At 70.2% G+C, this 19,735-nt stretch carries 17 protein-coding genes and 1 pseudogene; 6 read left to right on the forward strand and 12 right to left on the reverse strand.

Going from position 1 to position 19,735, the window contains the following annotated elements; genetic code table 11:
• Positions 1 to 75: 75 nt before the first annotated feature.
• From LRS14_RS06265 to LRS14_RS06275, 3 genes are read right to left on the reverse strand one after another with little or no spacing between them, the layout of a single operon-like run.
• Entirely contained in the window at positions 76 to 609 is a 534-nt protein-coding gene (locus tag LRS14_RS06265) for a flavin reductase family protein (RefSeq protein WP_232315549.1), read from the reverse strand.
• Positions 606 to 1,007 (reverse strand): CrcB family protein, encoded by a 402-nt coding sequence (locus tag LRS14_RS06270; RefSeq protein WP_046115759.1) that lies wholly within the window; start codon positions 1,005 to 1,007, stop codon positions 606 to 608. The genes LRS14_RS06265 and LRS14_RS06270 overlap by 4 nt, the downstream gene beginning before the upstream one ends.
• A complete protein-coding gene (locus LRS14_RS06275) occupies positions 1,004 to 1,582 on the reverse strand; it encodes a molybdenum cofactor biosynthesis protein MoaE (protein ID WP_257798990.1) in 579 nt (192 codons plus the stop codon). Before LRS14_RS06275 ends, LRS14_RS06270 begins: the two co-directional genes overlap by 4 nt.
• 259 nt (positions 1,583 to 1,841) lie before the next feature.
• Here LRS14_RS06275 and dapA point away from each other — a divergent pair, with 259 nt between their 5' ends.
• A complete protein-coding gene (gene dapA, locus LRS14_RS06280; protein ID WP_257798991.1) occupies positions 1,842 to 2,723 on the forward strand; it encodes a 4-hydroxy-tetrahydrodipicolinate synthase in 882 nt (293 codons plus the stop codon).
• A gap of 86 nt (positions 2,724 to 2,809) precedes the next feature.
• Here the strand turns inward: dapA and LRS14_RS06285 are convergent.
• The 6 genes and pseudogenes from LRS14_RS06285 to LRS14_RS06310 form a co-directional block, all read right to left on the reverse strand.
• Positions 2,810 to 2,986, reverse strand: a pseudogene (locus LRS14_RS06285) (MoaD/ThiS family protein); the annotation flags it as partial.
• A 13-nt stretch (positions 2,987 to 2,999) separates the two neighbouring features.
• Complete coding sequence (gene glp / locus LRS14_RS06290) at positions 3,000 to 4,277, reverse strand: gephyrin-like molybdotransferase Glp (protein WP_257798992.1); 1,278 nt, start codon at positions 4,275 to 4,277, stop codon at positions 3,000 to 3,002.
• Positions 4,274 to 4,819: a molybdopterin-guanine dinucleotide biosynthesis protein B gene (mobB, locus tag LRS14_RS06295; RefSeq protein WP_046115777.1), complete on the reverse strand. Its 546-nt coding sequence runs from the start codon at positions 4,817 to 4,819 to the stop codon at positions 4,274 to 4,276. Before mobB ends, glp begins: the two co-directional genes overlap by 4 nt.
• A gap of 17 nt (positions 4,820 to 4,836) precedes the next feature.
• Positions 4,837 to 6,249 (reverse strand): threonine synthase, encoded by a 1,413-nt coding sequence (gene thrC, locus LRS14_RS06300; RefSeq protein ID WP_046115756.1) that lies wholly within the window; start codon positions 6,247 to 6,249, stop codon positions 4,837 to 4,839.
• A 2-nt stretch (positions 6,250 to 6,251) separates the two neighbouring features.
• A complete protein-coding gene (locus tag LRS14_RS06305) occupies positions 6,252 to 7,565 on the reverse strand; it encodes a homoserine dehydrogenase (RefSeq protein WP_257798993.1) in 1,314 nt (437 codons plus the stop codon).
• A complete protein-coding gene (locus LRS14_RS06310; RefSeq protein ID WP_046115754.1) occupies positions 7,562 to 8,788 on the reverse strand; it encodes a pyridoxal phosphate-dependent aminotransferase in 1,227 nt (408 codons plus the stop codon). The genes LRS14_RS06305 and LRS14_RS06310 overlap by 4 nt, the downstream gene beginning before the upstream one ends.
• A 37-nt stretch (positions 8,789 to 8,825) precedes the next feature.
• On the opposite strand from LRS14_RS06310, the gene LRS14_RS06315 reads away from it, so the two are divergent.
• The 3 genes from LRS14_RS06315 to LRS14_RS06325 all read left to right on the forward strand — a co-directional run bounded on the left by LRS14_RS06315 (position 8,826) and on the right by LRS14_RS06325 (position 11,716).
• On the forward strand, positions 8,826 to 9,203 hold the full coding sequence (locus tag LRS14_RS06315) for an Mth938-like domain-containing protein (RefSeq protein ID WP_046115753.1): 378 nt from the start codon (positions 8,826 to 8,828) through the stop codon (positions 9,201 to 9,203).
• A gap of 116 nt (positions 9,204 to 9,319) precedes the next feature.
• On the forward strand, positions 9,320 to 9,796 hold the full coding sequence (locus LRS14_RS06320) for a peroxiredoxin (RefSeq protein ID WP_046115752.1): 477 nt from the start codon (positions 9,320 to 9,322) through the stop codon (positions 9,794 to 9,796).
• Between the two features lie 144 nt (positions 9,797 to 9,940).
• Positions 9,941 to 11,716: a PhoH family protein gene (locus LRS14_RS06325; protein WP_257798994.1), complete on the forward strand. Its 1,776-nt coding sequence runs from the start codon at positions 9,941 to 9,943 to the stop codon at positions 11,714 to 11,716.
• A gap of 56 nt (positions 11,717 to 11,772) precedes the next feature.
• On the opposite strand, the gene LRS14_RS06330 is transcribed toward LRS14_RS06325, so the two are convergent.
• From LRS14_RS06330 to LRS14_RS06340, 3 genes are read right to left on the reverse strand one after another with little or no spacing between them, the layout of a single operon-like run.
• Positions 11,773 to 13,776 carry a M3 family metallopeptidase gene (locus tag LRS14_RS06330; RefSeq protein ID WP_257798995.1) on the reverse strand — a complete coding sequence of 668 codons (2,004 nt, stop codon included), beginning with the start codon at positions 13,774 to 13,776 and terminating at the stop codon, positions 11,773 to 11,775.
• Positions 13,776 to 15,656, reverse strand: a complete 1,881-nt coding sequence (locus LRS14_RS06335) for a S8 family serine peptidase (RefSeq protein WP_257798996.1) — start codon at positions 15,654 to 15,656, stop codon at positions 13,776 to 13,778. The genes LRS14_RS06330 and LRS14_RS06335 overlap by 1 nt, the downstream gene beginning before the upstream one ends.
• Before the next feature lie 57 nt (positions 15,657 to 15,713).
• A complete protein-coding gene (locus tag LRS14_RS06340) occupies positions 15,714 to 17,648 on the reverse strand; it encodes a propionate--CoA ligase (RefSeq protein WP_310740808.1) in 1,935 nt (644 codons plus the stop codon).
• A 288-nt stretch (positions 17,649 to 17,936) separates the two neighbouring features.
• Between LRS14_RS06340 and LRS14_RS06345 the strand changes: the two genes are divergently transcribed.
• Positions 17,937 to 18,503 (forward strand): C40 family peptidase, encoded by a 567-nt coding sequence (locus LRS14_RS06345; RefSeq protein ID WP_404977535.1) that lies wholly within the window; start codon positions 17,937 to 17,939, stop codon positions 18,501 to 18,503.
• A gap of 93 nt (positions 18,504 to 18,596) precedes the next feature.
• A complete protein-coding gene (gene moaA / locus LRS14_RS06350) occupies positions 18,597 to 19,712 on the forward strand; it encodes a GTP 3',8-cyclase MoaA (RefSeq protein ID WP_257798998.1) in 1,116 nt (371 codons plus the stop codon).
• The last annotated feature ends 23 nt before the right edge of the window (positions 19,713 to 19,735 follow it).

Here is a 19,735-nt window from a genome sequence, read left to right on the forward strand (position 1 = left end):
GATTGCGAGAGACATGAGGCGCTCTGGCCCCGTTTTCAAGTTGCGCCAGGTCAAGGCCTGGCGCATCGACGGTGGCTACAGCCGGTCGCCCAGGTCGTGATAGTGCCCGGCGTGGAATACCAGCGGCGCCGTCTCGGCCGCATGGCAGTGGGCCAGCACCTGGCCGATGAACAGCACATGGTCGCCGGCCGTCTGCTGCGCCGTCAGCGCGCACTCGAACACCGCGGCGCAGCCGGCCAGCACCGGCGCGCCGTGCGCCCCGTCGCGCCAGTCGCCGCCCTGGAACTTGTCGGCCACCGACGACGCGAAGCGCCGCGACAGCTCGACCTGGTCTTCCGCCAGCACGTTGACCGCGAACACCGGCGCCGCCGAGAACGGCGCCAGGCTGCCGCTGGCCTGGCGCAGCGACCACAGCACCAGCGGCGGATCGAGCGACAGCGCGCTGAAGGAATTGGCCGTCAGCCCCACCGGCGCGCCGTCGGCGTCGCGGCAGGTGATGATGGTCACGCCGGTGGCATAGCGGCCCAGTGCCGCGCGCAGCGCCAGGCGCGCGGCGGCGGGGTCGGCCTGGGCGGGCAGCTTCATCGCCGCGTCGATGGGTGCGTTCATGGGCGCAGCGCCGCCCGCGCGAGCAGGAAGCCGAGGCTGGCGCACAGCAACGCGCCCAGCACGTGGGACAGGGTGTGGGCCGCGGCCATCGGCAGCTCGCCGCGCTGCAGCAGGCCCAGCGATTCGCCGGAGAAGGCCGAGAAGGTGGTGAGCCCACCGAGGAAGCCGGTGACTGCAAGGTGGCGCAGCGTCTCGTCCGGGTGGCGTGCGAACAGCACCATCGCCGCGCCGACCAGGAAGCCGCCCACGCAATTCACCAGCAGCGTGCCCAGCGGAAAGCCGCGCCACAGGCCGTTGAACCACAGCCCGGCGGCAAAGCGGGCCAGCGCACCGGCGGCCGCGCCGATGCCGATCGCCGCCACGGTGGTCCAGGGCACCGCGCCGAGGGCGGCCGTCATGCGGGCTGCACCGCCGGCAGGGCGGGTGGAAGCCCGGCAACGCTGCCGGCGAGGTTGGTCGCCGGCAGGCCCCAGCGAGCGGCGGCGGCATCGTCGGCCACGCGGGCATCCACCCAGCGGGCGCCGTCGGCGCAGTGTTCCTTCTTCCAGAACGGGGCCTGGGTCTTCAGGTAGTCCATCAGGAACTCGCAGGCCTGGAAGGCCTCGCCGCGGTGCGCGGCGGCCACGGCCACCAGCACGATCTGCTCGTTCAGCGCCAGCGGGCCGATGCGATGCACCACCCGCGCGCCGCGGATGCCAAAGCGGCGCTGCGCCTCGTCGATCATGGCCTCGATCGCGCGCTCGGTCATGCCGGGATAGTGCTCCAGCTCCAGCAGGCTGACCGGCGCGGCGGCCTGCGCGGCACTGCCGTCGCGGTCGCGCACCGTGCCGACGAAGGCGGCCACCGCGCCGATGCCGGCATCGCCGGCACGCAGCTCGGCCACCTCGGCGGACAGGTCGAAATCGGTGGCCTGCACACGCACCCGCGGCCGGGCCTGGCCGGCGGCGGAGGTGTGCGCTATTTCCATCTGCATTTGCGGGATTGTGGCATCTAGAATTCAGCCCCATGCCCGGCAACACCTTGTCCCCAGCCCGCTTCGGCGACCTGGGCGCAAGCCTGGGCCTCAAAAAACTGCGGCGCTTCTGACCGGAGCTGCGGTTCCGTGTTCGGATGCGCGACGCAACGGACCTGGCCGCCCCGCTCCACCCCCCCCGCTCCCCGCTGCCACCCACCCGCTGAGCCGCCACGCGCACACGGTTTGCCCCTTGCGGTCGCAACCAGGAGAACTGTTCGTGCTCGATCTTTCAGGTGTGTGGATCCCCCTCGTCACTCCCTTCGACGGCGGCCGTGTCGACCTGCCGGCGCTGCGCCGGCTGGTGGCCACGCTGGCGACCGGCGGCATCGCCGGCTACGTCGTGTGCGGCAGCACCGGCGAAGCGGCGCTGCTGAGCGAGGCGGAGCAGCGCCAGGTGCTGCAGGCGGTGATGGCCGAGCGGGCCGGCCTGCCGGTGCTGATGGGCGTGGCCGGCAGCGCGCCGGCCGCGGTGCGCGACGAACTGCTGCAGTGGGCCGAATGCGGCGTGCAGGGCTTCCTGGTGCCGCCGCCGCTGTACGTCAAGCCGCCGCAGGCCGGCGTGATCGACTTCTTCAGCATGCTGGCCGATGCCTCGCCGCTGCCGGTGGTGCTCTACGACATCCCTTCGCGCACCGGCACCCGCATCCAGCGCGAGACGGCGCTGGCGCTGGCGGCGCATGAGCGCATCACCGGCCTGAAGGACTGCGGTGGCTGCGCTGCCGACACGCAGGCGCTGATCGACGACGGCCGGCTGCAGGTGCTGGCGGGCGACGACGTGAACATCTTCGCCACGCTGTGCGCAGGCGGCGCGGGCAGCATCTCGGCCTCGGCCCATCTGCACCCGAAGCTCTTCGTGCGGTTGCGCGAGCGGCTGCTGGCCGGCGACCTGCCCGCCGCGCGCCGGCTGTGGCAGGCACTGCTGCCCTGGATCGACGCCGCCTTTGCCGAGCCCAACCCGGCACCGGCCAAGGCCGCGCTGGCGGCGCAAGGCCTGCTGAAGAACGAGCTGCGCGCGCCGATGCGGCCGGTGTCGGCGGCGCTGCAGCAGCGCATCGAAGGCTTGGTGGCCGATCTCGGCCGGCTGGCCGCGGCAGGCTGAAGCCCGCCTTCAGCCGCCGGTGACCGGGGGAAGAACGCCACCTCGGCGCCCTCGGGCAGCGGCTGGGCTTCGTCCTGGCACATCAGCTGGTCGACCGCACAGCGCACCGCGCGGCCGGCGCCCAGCTTCTCGGCATGCAGCGGGCTGCGCGTCACCAGTGCGGCGCGCAGGTCGGCCACGCGGCTGCCGGCGGGCAGCTCGACGGCCTCGCCGCTGCCCAGTGCCTCGCGCAGCGAGGCGAAGTAACGCACCTGCACCTTCATCGCGCCGGCCCGCTCAGGTGCCCACCAGCGCCTGCATCGGCAGGAAGGCGACGGTGTCGCCCTTCGCGATGGCCTGGCCGGGCGGGTTGTCCACCAGGCCGTCGGCCCAGACGGTGGACGTGAGCACGCCCGAGCCCTGGTTGCTGAACAGCACCAGCGCGCCGCTGGCCTCATCGAAGCGCACGCGCAGGAACTCGCGCCGCTTGTCGGGCCGCAGCCAGTCGAAGCCGGCGCGGGCCTGCATGGCGCGCGGCAGCGTGGCCGGCAGGCCCTGCAGCGCCTGCAGCACCGGGCGCACCGCCACCATGAAGGTGATGAAGGCCGACACCGGGTTGCCCGGCAGGCCGACGAACAAGGCTTCGCCACCGCCGGCCCGGTTCACCGCGCCAAAGGCCAGCGGCTTGCCCGGCTTGATCGCCAGCTGCCACAGCGCCAGCCGGCCCTCGGCCTGCACGGCGGGCTTCACATGGTCTTCGTCGCCCACCGACACGCCACCGCAGGTGAGGATCAGGTCGTGCCCCTCGGCCGCCGTGCGCAGCGCCTGCCGCGTGGCGTCCAGCCGGTCGGCCACGATGCCCAGGTCGGTCACCTCGCAGCCGGCCGACTGCAGCAGCCCGCGCAACGTGAAGCGGTTGGAGTTGTAGATCGCGCCCGGCGGCATGCGCTCGGGCGGCACCTCGTCGGGCATCACCAGCTCGTCGCCGGTGGAAAACAGTGCCACCCGCGGCCGGCGCAGCACCTGCACCGTGGCGGCGCCCACCGAGGCGGCCAGGCCGAGCGCCTGCGGCGACAGGCGCTGGCCGCGCTCCAGCACCACGGCGCCGCTGCGCACGTCCTCGCCACGGCGGCGGATCGAGAGGCCCGGCGTGGGCAGCAGGTTCACGCGCACGCTGCCGAGGTCACCCGCCCCGCCTGCCACCGCCTCACAGCGTTCCTGCATCACCACCGCATCGGCGCCGGCCGGGATCTGCGCGCCGGTGAAGATGCGCGCCGCGGTGCCGGGCTGCAGCGGCTGGCCCACGGTGCCGGCGGGGATGCGCTGGCTCACCGGCAGCACGGTGCCTTCGGCCTGCACGTCGGCCACGCGCACGGCGTAGCCGTCCATCGCAGTGTTGTCCTGCGGCGGCACGTCCAGGCCGGAGCACACCTCGGCCGCCAGCACGCGGCCCAGCGCATCGAAGGTGGACAGCGTCTCGGTGTCAGTGATCGCCGCGGCGCGGGCGCCCTCGCCCAGCAGGCGCAGCGCCTCGTCCAGCGGCATCAGCGGGGAACGCTCGGGGGATGGGGTCATGCAGCCTCGTCGGGAAAGTGGTGCTCCGGCCGGTAGTCGAAGCGGTCGCCCGATTGCAGCAGCCATTGCGCCACCGCGGCGGGATCGTCGATGGATAGCTGCGGCAGCGACGTGGCCACCGGCGGCGGGCTGTCGGTGGCCAGCGCCACCACGAAGGGATCGTCGGTGTAGAGCGGCGCCATCTGCTCGGGCGCGGCGGCGCGGCGCACCTCGATCTTGGGCAGGTCGGCATGCTTGAAGCCTTCGACCAGCACCCAGTCGCAGGGCGACAGCTCGGCCAGCAGCTGGTGCACCGATGGTTCGGTCTCGGCGTCGTACTCGCGCAGCAGCGCCAGCCGCTTCTGCGACGCCAGCAGCACCTCGAAGGCACCGGCCTCGCGGTGGCGCCAGCTGTCCTTGCCGGGCTGGTCGACGTCGAAGCGCTTGTGCGCATGCTTGAGCACCGACACCCGCCGGCCCGACGCCTTCAGCGCGGCCAGCACGCCGGTGATCAGCGTGGTCTTGCCGACGTTGGACGGGCCGGCGAAACCCACCACCTTCACGGGCACTGCCTGCTGGATCAAGTGCTGACGCGGGCCGAGATGTAGGCCTTGACGCCCTGCGGATCGGCCGGCATCACGGTGAAGCGCTTGGGCAGGTCCTCGATGCCCTGCAGCGCAGCCGGGCGGTCGGGCTCGCGGCCCAGCGCCTCGCGGATCGTCTCGGCGAACTTCACCGGCAGCGCGGTTTCCAGCACCAGCGTGGTGGTGCCGGCCAGCGACTGCTCACGCGCCACCTTCAGGCCGTCGGCGGTGTGGGTGTCGATCATCACGCCGTAGTGCTCCCAGGTGTCGCGGATGGTGCGCAGCCGGTCGGCATGGGTGCTCTTGCCCGACACGAAGCCGAAGGACGCGATGCGCTCGAATTCATCGGGCTTGAGGCTGAACACGCCGGCCTGCTCCACCTCCTCGCCGAACAGGTGGCGCACCTGCTCGCCGTCGCGGTTCATCAGGTCGAAGACGAAGCGCTCGAAGTTGCTCGCCTTGCTGATGTCCATCGACGGGCTGGAGGTCTCGTGCGTCTCGTGGCCCTTGCGCACGCGGTAGGTGCCGGTGCGGAAGAACTCGTCCAGCACGTCGTTCTCGTTGGTGGCCAGGATCAGCCGCTCGATCGGCAGGCCCATCATGCGGGCCACGTGGCCGGCGCAGATGTTGCCGAAGTTGCCCGAAGGCACCGCGAAGCTCACCCGTTCCTGGTTGTGCTGCGTGGCCTGGAAATAGCCGGCGAAGTAGTACACCACCTGCGCCAGCAGCCGCGCCCAGTTGATCGAGTTGACGGTGCCGATGCGGTGCGCGCGCTTGAACGGCAGGTCGTTGCTCACCGCCTTGACGATGTCCTGGCAGTCGTCGAACACGCCTTCGATGGCGATGTTGTGGATGTTCTCGTCCTGCAGGCTGAACATCTGCGCCTGCTGGAACGGGCTCATGCGGCCATGCGGGCTCAGCATGAACACCTGCACGCCCTGCTTGCCGCGCATCGCGTACTCGGCGGCGCTGCCGGTGTCGCCCGAGGTGGCGCCCAGGATGTTGAGCGTCTCGCCGCGGCGGGCCAGTTCGTACTCGAACAGGTGGCCCAGCAGCTGCATCGCCATGTCCTTGAAGGCCAGCGTGGGCCCGTTGGACAGCGCCTCCAGCGCCAGCCCCGGCTCCAGCGGCTTCAGCGGCACGATGGCCTCGGTGCCGAACACCGCATGGGTGTAGGTCTTGTGCGTCAGCGCCCGCAGGTCGTCGGCCGGGATGTCGTCGATGTACAGCGACAGGATCTCGAACGCCAGGTCCGCATACGACAGCGTGCGCCAGCGGTTCATCGTGGCGTCCTCGATGTGCGGATAGCGCTCGGGCAGGTAGAGGCCGCCGTCGGGCGCCAGGCCTTCGAGCAGGATCTCGCTGAAGCTGCGGCGGTCGGTGTTGCCGCGGGTGCTGATGTATTTCACGGTCAGGCCAGTTCTTCCTTGCGCAGCGCGACGATGGGCGCCAGCACCGTGGGCAGCGCCTGCATCTGCGCAAGCGCCTTGCGCATGCGGCCTTCCACCGTGTCGTGCGTCAGGATGATGAGGTCGGTCTGCCGCTCGCCTTCGGCGGATTCGCGTTGCAGCACTGCGTCGATGGAGATGTCCAGCTCGGCCAGGATGGTGGTGATGCGGCTCAGCACCCCGGTCTCGTCGGCCACCACCAGGCGCAGGTAGAAGGCGGTGCGCACCTGCTCGATCGGCAGGATGGGCGCGTCGCTCATCGCATCGGGCTGGAAGGCCAGGTGCGGCACGCGGTGGTCGGGGTCGGCGGTGTGCAGCCGGGTGATGTCGACCAGGTCGGCCACCACGGCGCTGGCGGTGGGCTCGCTGCCGGCGCCCTTGCCGTAGTACAACGTGGTGCCCACGGCATCGCCCTGCACCACCACCGCGTTCATCGCGCCTTCCACATTGGCGATGAGGCGCTTGGCCGGCACCAGCGTGGGGTGCACGCGCAGCTCGATGCCGTCGTCGCGGCAGCGGGTGATGCCCAGCAGCTTGATGCGGTAGCCCAGCTGCTCGGCATAGCGGATGTCGGCCGCCTGCAGCTTGGTGATGCCCTCGACGTAGGCCTTGTCGAACTGCACCGGCACGCCGAAGGCGATGGCGCTCATCAGCGTGAGCTTGTGGGCGGCGTCCACGCCTTCGATGTCGAAGGTGGGGTCGGCTTCGGCATAGCCCAGGCGCTGCGCTTCGGCCAGCACGGTGGCGAAGTCCAGGCCCTTGCTGCGCATCTCGCTGAGGATGAAGTTGGTGGTGCCGTTGATGATCCCGGCGATCCACTCGATGCGGTTGGCCGTCAGGCCCTCGCGCAGCGCCTTGATGATGGGGATGCCACCGGCCACCGCCGCCTCGAAGCCCACCATCACGCCGCGTGCGCTGGCCGCCGCGAAGATCTCGCTGCCGTGCACCGCCAGCAGCGCCTTGTTGGCGGTGACCACATGCTTGCCGGCCTCGATGGCGGCCAGCACCAGCGCGCGCGCGCGGTCGGTGCCGCCGATCAGCTCGACCACGATGTCCACGTCGGGCCGGCGCACCGCGGCCTCGAAGCCGTCGTCGATCGGCACGCCGGTCGCACCCAGCGCCTCGGTGGCCTTGGCGGTGTTGCGCGCGGTGATGGACACCACTTCCAGCCCGCGGCCGGCGCGGCGCTGGATCTCAGCCTGGTTGCGTTGCAGCACATGCACCACGCCGCTGGCCACCACGCCAGCGCCGAGCACGGCGATCCGAATCGGTTTCATTGGGAATGTCTCTTGCGGTAGTGCTCGAGGAAGCGCGCGATGCGGCCGATGGCCTCGGCCAGGTCGTCGGAATTGGGCAGGAACACGATGCGGAAGTGGTCGGGCGTGGGCCAGTTGAAGCCCGTGCCCTGCACGATCAGCACTTTCTCCTCGGCCAGCAACTCGTAGGCGAACTGCTGGTCGTTCTGGATCGGGTACATGCGCGGGTCCAGCCGCGGGAACATGTACAGCGCGGCCTTGGGCTTGACCACGCTCACGCCCGGGATCTGAGTCAGCAGCTCGTAGGCCAGGTCGCGCTGGCGGCACAGCCGGCCCGTGGGCGCCACCAGGTCGTTGATGCTCTGGTAGCCGCCCAGCGCGGTCTGGATGGCGAGCTGGCCCGGCGTGTTGGCGCACAGCCGCATCGAGGCCAGCATGTTCAGGCCCTCGATGTAGTCGCGTGCATGGCGCTTGTCGCCCGACACCACCATCCAGCCGGCGCGGTAGCCGCAGCTGCGGTAGTTCTTGGACAGCCCGTTGTAGGTGATGCACAGCACGTCGTCGGCCAGCGAGGCGATGCTGGTGTGCACCGCGCCGTCGTACAGCGTCTTGTCATAGATCTCGTCGGCCAGGATCAGCAGCTGGTGCTCGCGCGCCACCTGCACGATCTCGCGCAGCACGCTCTCGGGGTACAGCGCGCCGGTCGGGTTGTTCGGGTTGATGACGACGATGGCCTTGGTGTTGGCCGTGATCTTCGAGCGGATGTCGGCGATGTCGGGCAGCCAGTCGCTCTGCTCGTCGCACATGTAGTGCACCGGCGTGCCGCCCGACAGCGCCACCGAGGCGGTGTACAGCGGGTAGTCGGGCGAAGGCAGCAGCACCTCGTCGCCGTTGTTCAGCAGCGCGTTCAGGCTCATCGTGATGAGCTCGGAAACACCGTTGCCCAGGTAGACGTCGTCGACCGTGACGCCCTTGATCTGCTTTTGCTGCGTGTAGTGCACCACCGCCTTGCGCGGCGCGAACAGGCCCAGGCTGTCGGTGTAGCCCGCCGTGTGCGGCAGGTTGCGGATCATGTCCTGCACGATCTCGTCGGGCGGCTCCAGCCCGAACGCGGCCACGTTGCCGATGTTGAGCTTGATGATCTTCTGCCCCTCGTCCTCCATCTGCCGGGCCTTGGCCAGGACGGGTCCACGAATGTCGTAACACACGTCGGCGAGCTTGGTGGACTTTGAGAGAGGCTTCACAGGGGGATTCTCCGAAGAACCGATAATTAGAGCACGTATGAAATTCCAACCCGACCATCTCGAAGGCGTCAACAGCATCTCGCGCGTGGAGCCCGGGCGCCTGTGGGTCAACGGCACGCCCTGGACCGCCAGCGTGCTGGTGCCCTGGCGCGGCCAGGCGCTGGCATGGCCCGTGGGCGCGCTCGCGGAACTCACCGCGGCGCACTTCGAGCAGGTGCTGTCGCTGCAGCCCGAACTGGTGATCTTCGGCTCGGGCCCGCAGCTGCGCTTCGTCAGCCCGGCGCTGCAGCGCTCGCTGATCGAGCGGCGCATCGGCGTGGAGACGATGGATACCGCGGCCGCCTGCCGCACCTACAACGTGCTCGCCAGCGAAGGCCGATCGGTCGTCGCGGCCCTGTTGCTGCCAGCGCAGTGAATCCTCACCGGCAAGGCAAGTTCAAACCTCACGAAACCGAGCTCGTCGTACGACCCCCGTATAATCGAGGGTTGTTCCTGCACCGTCAGGTAACCCCATAGAAGAGATCCGCCTTCATGACGCCAGCCCTCAATAAAGCCCTCCCGGAGTTTGAAGCGCTTGCCACGGGCGGTGTGAAATTCACACCCCAGGCGTATGCCGGTCAGACGGTGATCCTGTACTTCTACCCGAAGGACAACACCCCCGGCTGCACCACCGAAGCAATGCAGTTTCGTGACCACCACAAGGAGCTGGTGGCCGCCGGCGCCGTGGTCTTCGGCGTGTCGCGCGACAACATGGCCTCGCACGAGAAGTTCAAGCAGGCGCTCGACCTGCCGTTCGAACTGATCGCCGACACCGAAGAGAAGCTCTGCCACATGTTCGGCGTGGTGAAGAACAAGATCATGTACGGCAAGAAGGTCAAGGGCATCGAGCGCAGCACCTTCCTGATCGACGCCAACGGCGTGCTGCGTGCCGAGTGGCGCGGCCTGAAGGTCGCTGGCCACGTCGAAGAAGTGATCAAGGCGGTGAACGCCTTGAAACTCGCCGCCTGAGCACGCCCCGCAACGGTCATGAACCCCGGCGCATAATGCGCCGCATGTTCGTGAGTTGTTGCGACCCCGCGTCCATCCCCTCCAAAGCCGCGCAGGCCCCTGCGCGGCTTTGTCGTTTCTACGAGCCTGAAAAGCCCACCGCCCATGCCCCTGCCCAAGCCGCCGACCCGCAAAGCAGCCGTACTCGCTTCCGCCGACTTCGATTCGCAGGCCGCGCCCAAGACCGGCAAACGCGCCGCCAAGCAACCTGCAGCGGCCGAGGTGGCGCCCGCGGTGCTGGACCTGTTCAGCCATGACGAGACCGAGGTGCCCGCGGCCAAGGCCGCGCCGGCACCCGCCCCGGCCCGCCAGCCCGGCGGCCGCACCGCCGCCCGCGAGCCCGCAGGCCGCGCGCCGGCCACCGCGCGCAGCCCGGCGCAAGCCCCGGCCCTGCCGGTGCCCGCCCCGGCGGCCCGCAGCGCCCCGGTGACCGCCCGCGCCGCGGACCGCCCGGCGCCGCAGGCCAAGCCGCGCCGTCCCAAGCACACCGGCCCGGCCAAGCTGTTCGTGCTGGACACCAACGTGCTGATGCACGACCCGACGTCCCTCTTCCGCTTCGACGAGCACGACATCTACCTGCCGATGATCACGCTCGAGGAACTCGACGGCCACAAGAAGGGCATGAGCGAGGTCTCGCGCAACGTGCGCCAGGTCAGCCGCGAGCTGGATGCGCTGGCCGCCGCCGACAACCTCGCCGATCCCAAGGCCGGCATCCCGCTGGCCAAGAGCGGCCACAAGGAAGCCGGTGGCAAGCTGTTCTTCCAGACCACGCTGCTGGACGTGAAGCTGCCGGCCGGCCTGCCGCAGGGCAAGGCCGACAACCAGATCCTGGGCGTGGTGCAGGGCCTGCGCGAGCAGATGCCCGAGCGCGACGTGGTGCTGGTGTCCAAGGACATCAACATGCGCGTGAAGGCGCGTGCGCTGGGCCTGCCGGCCGAGGACTACTTCAACGACAAGACGCTGGAAGACGGCGACCTGCTCTACAACGGTGTGCTGCAGCTGCCTTCGGACTTCTGGGAGCGCCACGGCAAGACGATGGAGAGCTGGCAGCAGAGCGGCCACACCTTCTACCGGATCGCCGGGCCGATGGTGCCGGCGCTGCTGATCAACCAGTTCGTCTACCTGGAGTCGCCGGGCGCGGTGCCGCTGTATGCGCGCGTGGTCGAGATCACCGGCAAGACGGCGGTGCTCAAGACGCTGAAGGAATACACCCACCAGAAGAACGCCGTGTGGGGCGTGACCGCGCGCAACCGGGAGCAGAACTTCTCGCTGAACCTGCTGATGGACCCGGAGTGCGACTTCATCACCCTGACCGGCACCGCCGGCACCGGCAAGACGCTGATGACGCTGGCCGCCGGCCTGGCGCAGGTGATGGACGAGCGCCGCTACACCGAGATCATCGTCACCCGGGTGACGGTGCCGGTGGGCGAGGACATCGGCTTCCTGCCGGGCACCGAGGAAGAGAAGATGAGCCCGTGGATGGGCGCGCTGGACGACAACCTGGAAGTGCTGGCCCGTAGCGACAGCAGCGCCGGTGAATGGGGCCGCGCGGCCACCAACGACCTGGTGCGCAGCAAGATCAAGATCAAGAGCCTGAACTTCATGCGCGGGCGCACCTTCCTGAACAAGTTCGTCATCATCGACGAGGCGCAGAACCTGACGCCCAAGCAGATGAAGACGCTGATCACCCGCGCCGGCCCGGGCACCAAGATCGTCTGCCTGGGCAACCTGGCGCAGATCGACACGCCCTACCTGACCGAAGGCTCGTCGGGCCTGACCTACGCGGTCGACCGCTTCAAGGGCTGGCCGCATTCGGGCCATGTGACGCTGGCGCGCGGCGAACGTTCGCGGCTGGCGGACTTCGCTTCCGAGGTGCTCTGACGGCGGCGCACCTTCCACACCCGCCATGAGAAGCGGCCCACCGGGGCCGCTTTTTTTCATTCCGCCAGGTAGTCGAAGAAGGCCTTGGAGTTGGTGTCGCGGCCGAGGAAGTCGCGCACCAGTTCCAGCGGCGGCTTCTGCCCGCCTTGCGCCAGCACGCTGTCGCGGTAGCGCTTGCCCACCGCTGCATCCAGCCGCCGGCCCTCGAAGGCGGTGCGCAAGTCCATCGCCACCACCAGGCTGTAGAGGTAGCCGTAGTAGCCCGCGGCATAACCGCCAGCGATGTGGCCAAAGCCGGCCGGCAGCATCGTGCCCTGCACATGACCCACCGGCGTGGCGCCTTCCATCGCCACCCACAGTGCCAGCGGATCGACCGGCTGGCCGGCCGGGCGCGGGCCGTACAGCGCCAGGTCGTAGGAGGCATACAGGTGCTGGCGCGAATAGGTGAGGCCCTTGCCGTGGTCGCGCGCCCGGCGCGCCTGGGCCAGCATCTCCCGCGGCACCGGCTTGCAGTCGGCGCACACCTGCTGCATCAGCCCCAGCACCTCGGGGTCGTAGACCCAGTCCTCCAGCATCTGCGACGGTGCCTCGACGAAGTCCTGCAGCACCGAGGTGCCGGCCTGCGCGGTGTAGCGCGTCCTCGACAGGTTGTTGTGCAGCGCATGGCCGAACTCGTGCAGCAGCGTCTCCACCTCCTCCAGCGACAGGCCCTTGCGGTCGAGGTTGACCACCAGCGCCGACATCGGCAGCCGGCCGCTGGCGGTGGACACGCTGCGCAGTGGCCACACCGCCGCATGGTTGTACTTGCCGTCGCGCGGATACAGGTCGATGAGCAGCGTGGACAGCCGCTGGCCGCTGTCGGCATCCACCACCGCCCAGGCCTGGGCCTCGGGGTGCCACAGCCGCGCGCCCTGGATGCGCTCATGCCGCACGCCGAACATGCGCTCGGCCAGCTTCATCACGAACTGCACGCTCTCCTGCGGCGGGAAGTAGGGGCGGAAGGCCTCCTGGTCGATGCTGTAGCGCTGGCGGCGCACCCGCTCGCCGTAGAAGAACACGTCCCAGCGCTGGATGCGGGTGTCGGCCAGCGGCTGGCCGGTGTGCTCGGCCTTGGCCTGGCGCAGCTCCTCCACGTCGCGCAGCTCGCTGGCGGTGACGGCGGCCTTGACCTCGTCCAGGAAGGCCTGCGTGCGCTCGGTGCCGCCGGTCATGCGCCGGCGCAGCACGAAGTCGTCGTAGCTGGCATGACCGAACAGCGCGGCGTACTCGGTGCGCAGCCGCACGATCTGCGACAGCCGCTCCAGGTTGGCCGGGCCGCCCTCCGTCATCTTGGCGCGGTACATGCGCTCGCGCGCGGCGGCGGACTCGGCGTTGTTCATCACCGCCAGGTAGCTGGGCATGTCCAGCCCCAGCAGGATGCGGCGCTGCGCATCGCGCCGGGCGCCGCGCCAGGTGGCCTCCGGCACGCCCTTCAGCTCGGCCTCGGTGAAGGCCACGCGGGTGCGGCCGTCGCGCACCGCCTTGTCGAAGGCCAGGCCCAGCTCGCCGATGCGGTCGGCCAGGCGCTTGGCCTGCGGCCGCTGCGCCGGCGGCAGCGCCACGCCCGAATCCTCGAAGGCCTCCATCGCCAGCGACGCGGCACGCTGGTCGATGGCATCGCCCGGCGGCAGCGACTTCAGCGCCTGGTACAGCCGCTCGTTCAGGCCCAGCGTGGACAGGAAGCCCTGCCACCGCAGCTCGCAGGCCTGGGTGGCGGCGCGCACCGCCGCCTGCGGATGCACGTTGGACAGGAAGCCGATGGGGTAGTAGCGGTCCTCGATGGTGGCCGACAAGGCGTCGGAGGCCGCCAGCCAGCCAGCATCGGCCGGCCGGCGCTCCAGCGCGGCCAGCTGCGCCCGCGCCTCGGCCAGGCCCTGGTCGCAGGCCTGGCGCACCGCGGCAGGCGAGGACAGCACGGGGAAGTCCGGCACGTCGGCGGCCGGGGCCGGCACCGCGGCCAGCAGGCCGGCGGTGACGGCGCTGGCCAGCACCACGCCGCGCAGGGCGGAGAGCCTGTCCATCAGCGCGCCGGGCCGGTGGCGGTGGCGGTGGCAGCCGCCGCGGCGGCCACCGCGTTCTTCGGATGCACCAGCACCCGCCGGCCGTCCGGCGTGCGCTCGGCGGTGCCGACGATCAGCTCGATGAGCCTGCCCGGCGTGAGCGACGGATTCACCGCCAGCATCTTGGCCGCCAGGTTGGCCACCTGCGGCGAGGCCATCGAGGTGCCCGACAGCGCCACCCGGTCGCCGCCCGGCAGGAAGCTCTCCACCTGGTAGCCGTTGGCATGCACCTTCACTGTGGGGCCGTAGCTGGTGAAGGGTGCCTCGTCGCCGGCGCGGTCCACCGCACCCACCGTCAGCAGGTTGGGCAGCACGATGCCGGCCGGGATGTCCTCCACGAAGCTGGCGTCGCTGTTGCTGTTGCCGGCGGCGGTGACGAAGAGGATGTCGGGCGCACTGGCGAAGGCCTTGGTCAGGCCGGCCTTGCCGATCTCGAACAGCTCCCGCGCGGTGGCCTTGCGCTCCTCGGGCGTCTTGCCCAGGCCGCACTGCTCCAGGTCGTTCTCGATGGCGTTGACATTGCCGCCCCAGCTCATGTTGACCACGCGCACCTGGTGCTGCTTGAAATAGTCCACGTAGGCCTGCGCGGCCTGGGCGTCGCGCTCCGACAGCTCGCGGCTGGGGCACGGGTCGGGCTTGAGCGTCCAGCCGAACTCGATGCGGGCCACCAGCAGGCGCGCGCCCGGGTTGCCGGCCATCGCGATGCCGGCCACATGGGTGCCGTGCTCGTAGTTGCCGGCCAGGCCGATCTGCTCCACCGCCGACTTGTACTGGTCGGGCGCCAGCGTGGAAAGGTAGCGCTTGACCTCGCTGGCCTCCTTGCTGTCGATGTTGGACTGCAGGTCGGAGAAGCCCTTGGTACGCGCCTTCATCTGCGGCAGCTGGGCTTGCAGCTCCTTGGGGATCGGCATCAGCTCGCCGCTGGCCGGGCGGGCGTACTTGTCGAAGGCGATCAGCGCCGGCTTGCCCTGCGCATCCGCCAGCACCTGCTTGCCGAACAGCGCGGTGTCGGTGCCGCTGTCCCATACGGCGATGGCCACCGGCTGCTTCACCTGCGCCGGCGTCAGCGTGACGTCGCGCGCGGCCCAGATGTCGGGCTTCTGCACCTGGTGGGCGGCCAGGTAGCTGCTGTATGTGTCCACCAGCGTGTTCTTCAGTGGCAGCACGGCGGTGAGCGACAGCCGGGCATTCACCAGCGCGGGCGCGAAGTCGGAGCTGAGCGTGCCGCTGCGGTCGACGATGGGCTGCATCACCTCGCGCACCCGCCCCAGCACCAGCGCCTCGCCGATCAGCTCCATGCCCATCTTGGCGCTCTTGATGTCGTTCTCGATCACCGCGTAGGGCATGCCGTCCAGCTCGCGGCGGATCTGGGTGGCCACCGCGCGCTGGAAGGCCTCGCCCTGCGGGCCATGCGCCTTGGCGGCCTGCGCCATCGCCCGCAGCCGCAGGCCCGACAGGAGCTTGTCGGCCGGCTTGTCCTGCAGCGCGCGGATCTGCTCGCTGCGGGCCAGCACCTGGTCGTAACGGCCGTCCAGGTAATCCAGCGCCGCCAGCAGGCCCAGCAGGTCGCGCTGGGTGGCCTTGTCCGGGATGTCGTAGCGGGCCAGCACCGATTCGGTGTCGCGGCGGATGGCCGCGGCCAGCGGCGCAAAGCGGTCGGCCTCGCGCACCACCGGCTCCAGCGGGCCCTTGACCTCGTAGCTGAAGCGCGGAAGGTCGGCGGCCTTCTCGATGCGGGGCCTGGCGGGCTGGTCAGCCGCCGAAGCGATGCCGGGCAGGGTGGTGCCCGACACGGTGAACAACAGCGCGGCGGCGGTGGCCGCCCAGGTGTGCTGGTACATGCGCAGCCTCGAAAGTTTTCCGAGGGCCCATGGTACGGCGCGAGTTCAAGGCCTCGGTTAAGCCTGCACCGCCTCGCGCAACTGCTGCAGCGCGGCCGGGTCGTCCATCGTCGTCAGGTCGCCGGTGTCGCGGCCCTCGCACACCGCCTGGATGGCGCGCCGCAGCAGCTTGCCCGAGCGGGTCTTGGGCAGCGCCGCCAGGAAGCGCACCCGCGCCGGCCGCGCCACCGGGCCCAGCTGCTCGTCCACCCGCTTCATCACCTCGCCTTCCAGCTTGAGCGCCTGCTCGGGCGTGGCGGCCAGGCTGGCGTCCTTCAGCACCGCGAAGGCCACCGCCACCTGGCCCTTGAGCGCATCGGCCACGCCCACCACCGCCACCTCGGCGATGGCCGGATGGCTGGAGATGCTCTCCTCGATCTCGCGGGTGCCCAGCCGGTGGCCGGCGACGTTGATCACGTCGTCGGTGCGGCCGAGGATGAAGAAGTAGCCGTCCTCGTCGCGCACGCCCCAGTCGAAGGTGCTGTAGACGAGGCGGTTGGGCACGCTTTTCCAGTAGGTGTTGACGAAGCGCTCGTCGTCGCGCCATACCGTCTGCAGGCAGCCCGGCGGCAGCGGCGCCTCGATGGCCACCACGCCCTTGCGGTTCGGCTCGGTGATGTCCTGGCCCGTCTCCTCGTCCACCAGCTTCACGTCGTAGCCCGGCACCGGCAGGCCGGGGCTGCCGAACTTCGAGTGCTGCTTCTCCACGCCGTTGGCCAGCGCCAGGATCGGCCAGCCGGTCTCGGTCTGCCAATAGTTGTCGATGATCGGGCAGCCCAGCGCCTGGCTGATCCACTGGGCCGTGGGCTCGTCCAGCGGCTCGCCGGCCAGGAACAGCGCGCGCAGCGAGCCGAGGTCGTGCTTGCTCATCGCCGTGGTGTCGAACTTCTTCAGCACCCGCACCGCGGTGGGCGAGCTGAACATCGTGGTGACCTTGAAGCGCTCCACCAGGCTCCACCAGATGGATGCGTCGGGCCGCGTCGGCAGGCCTTCGTAGAGGATGGTGGCCATGCCGCTGATCAGCGGGCCGTAGACGATGTAGCTGTGGCCCACCACCCAGCCGATGTCGCTGGTGCAGAACAGGGTCTCGCCCGGCTTGCCCTGGAAGATGTCGCGCATGCTGGTGGCCAGCGCCACGGCGTAGCCGCCGGTGTCGCGCTGCACGCCCTTGGGCTTGCCGGTGGTGCCGCTGGTGTACAGGGTGTAGCTGGGGTGGGTCGACTCCACCCAGGTGCACGGCACCTCGGCGTCCAGGTGCCGGGCGCGGGCCTCGGCATAGTCGATGTCGCGGCCGGCCACCGGCTCGAAGGGCACCAGCCCGCGGTCCACCATCACCACCCGCTGGGGCCGGCTGGTGGCCAGGCGGATGGCTTCGTCGAGCAGCGGCTTGTACGCGATGGGCTTGCCCGAGCGGGAGCCGCCGTCGGCGCTGACGATCAGCTTGGGCTGCGCGTCGTCGATGCGGCTGGCCAGGCTCACGCTGGCGAAGCCGCCGAACACCACCGAGTGGATGGCGCCGATGCGGGCGCAGGCCAGCATCGCGAACACGGCCTCCGGGATCATCGGCATGTAGATCAGCACCCGGTCGCCGGCCACCACGCCCTGCTCCTGCAGGATGGCGGCCATGCGCTGCACTTCCTGGTGCAGTTCGGCATAGCTGAGGATGCGCTCCTGCCCCACCTCGGTGGAGATCCACACCAGTGCGTTCTGCCCGCCGCGGCCGGCCACGTGGCGGTCCACCGCGTTGTGGCACAGGTTGGTGGTGCCGCCCCCGAACCAGTTGGCGAAGGGCGGCTTGTCGTGCTCGCACACCTGCGAGAACGGCTGCTGCCAGTCGATCAGGCCGGCCTGCTCGGCCCAGAAGCTGTCGCGCTGCTCGATGGAACGACGGTGGTAGTCCGCATAACGGCCGGCTGGGCTCATGCATGTCTCCTGTTGAACTTGTGGTGGCATTTCAGCCACGGGGGCTGACGTTTGACTGACTCGCCGACCCCCCTCTGAAGGGGTGGTCCGGTCCGCGCGATCGGCAGCCGGCACCTTCGCTGCAGCTTTCAACGCGTGCGATAAGTCGTTGAAAAACCTGTTTTTTCCCTAGCGGAACGGTGGAAAGCCGGTGTTAAAGTCGCGCCCCGTGACGCAGCCTACCCCCCATCCGTGCCGTATCGCCTCGCCAAAGTTTGCGCTATCGCAACCCTTTGCGTGGCGGCTGCCGCGCACGCCGCACCCGAGGCGACGGCCCCCGTGCCGTCGGTGCCCGCGGCGGCACCGATGTCGGACCCGGTGACCGCGCTGCTGATCGAACGCGGCCTGCTGCCGGCCTCCAGCGCCACCGTGATGAACACGATGCGCGAGAAGACCTCGGACCTCGTGATGTCCGCGATGAACTTCCTGGGCGTGCCCTACCGCCGCGGCGGCACCAGCGAGCAGGAAGGCTTCGACTGCAGCGGCTTCACCCGCCAGGTGTTCGAGATGAGCGTGGGCCGCGTGCTGCCGCGCCGCGCCGACGAGCAGGCCAAGGCCCCCGATTTGTTCAAGGTGGCGCGCACCGAGCTCAAGCCCGGCGACCTGGTGTTCTTCAACACCATGCGCCGCACCTTCTCGCACGTGGGCATCTACGTGGGCGAAGGCAAGTTCATCCATGCGCCGCGCCCGGGTGGCGAAGTGCGCATCGAGGACATGGGTGCCAGCTACTGGGCCAAGCGCTTCACCGGCGCCCGCCGCGCGCCCGAGGTGGCGGAGCTGGAGCAGCGCATGCAGCTCGGCCTGCAGAACCTGCGCTCCGCGGTGCAGGGCTCGCCGGCCAACTGACGACGCGGGCCGTGCCGGCCTGCGTACAAGCCCTGACCTGCAGCGCGGATTGCCCGCAGCGTGACGGCCGTCACGCCCGGCACAATCACCGCCATGGCTGACAAGGTGTTTCCGATCGCCGACCTGCGCAGCGCCCTGCCGGCGCCGCCCGCACCGTTCACCGCCGCGCCGAACGGCCTGCTGTCCGACCGGCTGGGCCGGCCGCTGCGCGACCTGCGCATCTCGGTGACCGATCGCTGCAACTTCCGCTGCGGCTACTGCATGCCCAAGGAAGTGTTCGGCCGCAACTACCAGTTCCTGCCGCAGCAGGCGCTGCTGAGCTTCGAGGAAACCACCCGGTTGGCCCGCCTGTTCGCCGCGCACGGCGTGCGCAAGCTGCGCCTGACCGGCGGCGAGCCGCTGCTGCGCAAGAACGTGGAAACGCTGGTGGGCATGCTGGCCGCGCTGCGCACCGCCGACGGCGAGCCGATGGACCTGACGCTCACCACCAATGCCTCGCTGCTGTCGCGCAAGGCGCAGGCGCTGAAGGACGCTGGCCTGCAGCGGGTGACGGTGAGCCTGGACGCGATCGACGACGCGGTGTTCCGCCGCATGAACGACGTGGACTTCGCGGTGGCCGACGTGCTGGCCGGCATCGAGGCCGCGCAGCGCGTGGGCCTGGGGCCGATCAAGGTCAACATGGTGGTGCGCCGCGGCACCAACGACCACGAGATCCTGGCGATGGCGCGCCATTTCCGCGGCACGGGCGTGGTGCTGCGCTTCATCGAGTACATGGACGTGGGCAGCACCAACGGCTGGCGCATGGACCATGTGCTGCCCTCGGCCGAGGTGCTGGCGCGCATCGATGCGGAGCATCCGCTGGAGCCGCTGGCACCCAGCCAGCCGGGCGAGACCGCCGAGCGCTGGCGCTACCGCGACGGCGGCGGCGAGATCGGCCTCATCAGCAGCGTGACGCAGGCCTTCTGCGGCGATTGCAACCGGGCGCGGCTGTCCACCGAGGGCAAGCTGTTCCTGTGCCTGTTCGCCAGCCGCGGCCACGACCTGCGGGCCTTGCTGCGCGGCGGGGCCACCGACGAGGCGCTGTCCGCGGCCATCGGCGGGGCCTGGGGCGCGCGGGACGACCGGTACTCGGAGCTGCGGGCGCAGCTGCCGGCTGACGCAGCGGAGCCGGGGTTTCGCAAGGTCGAGATGCACTACATCGGTGGATGATGGGGCCCCCGGGCCGGCCTGGG

The organism is Aquincola sp. J276 (assembly GCF_024700035.1).
Classification (GTDB): domain Bacteria; phylum Pseudomonadota; class Gammaproteobacteria; order Burkholderiales; family Burkholderiaceae_C; genus Aquincola; species Aquincola tertiaricarbonis.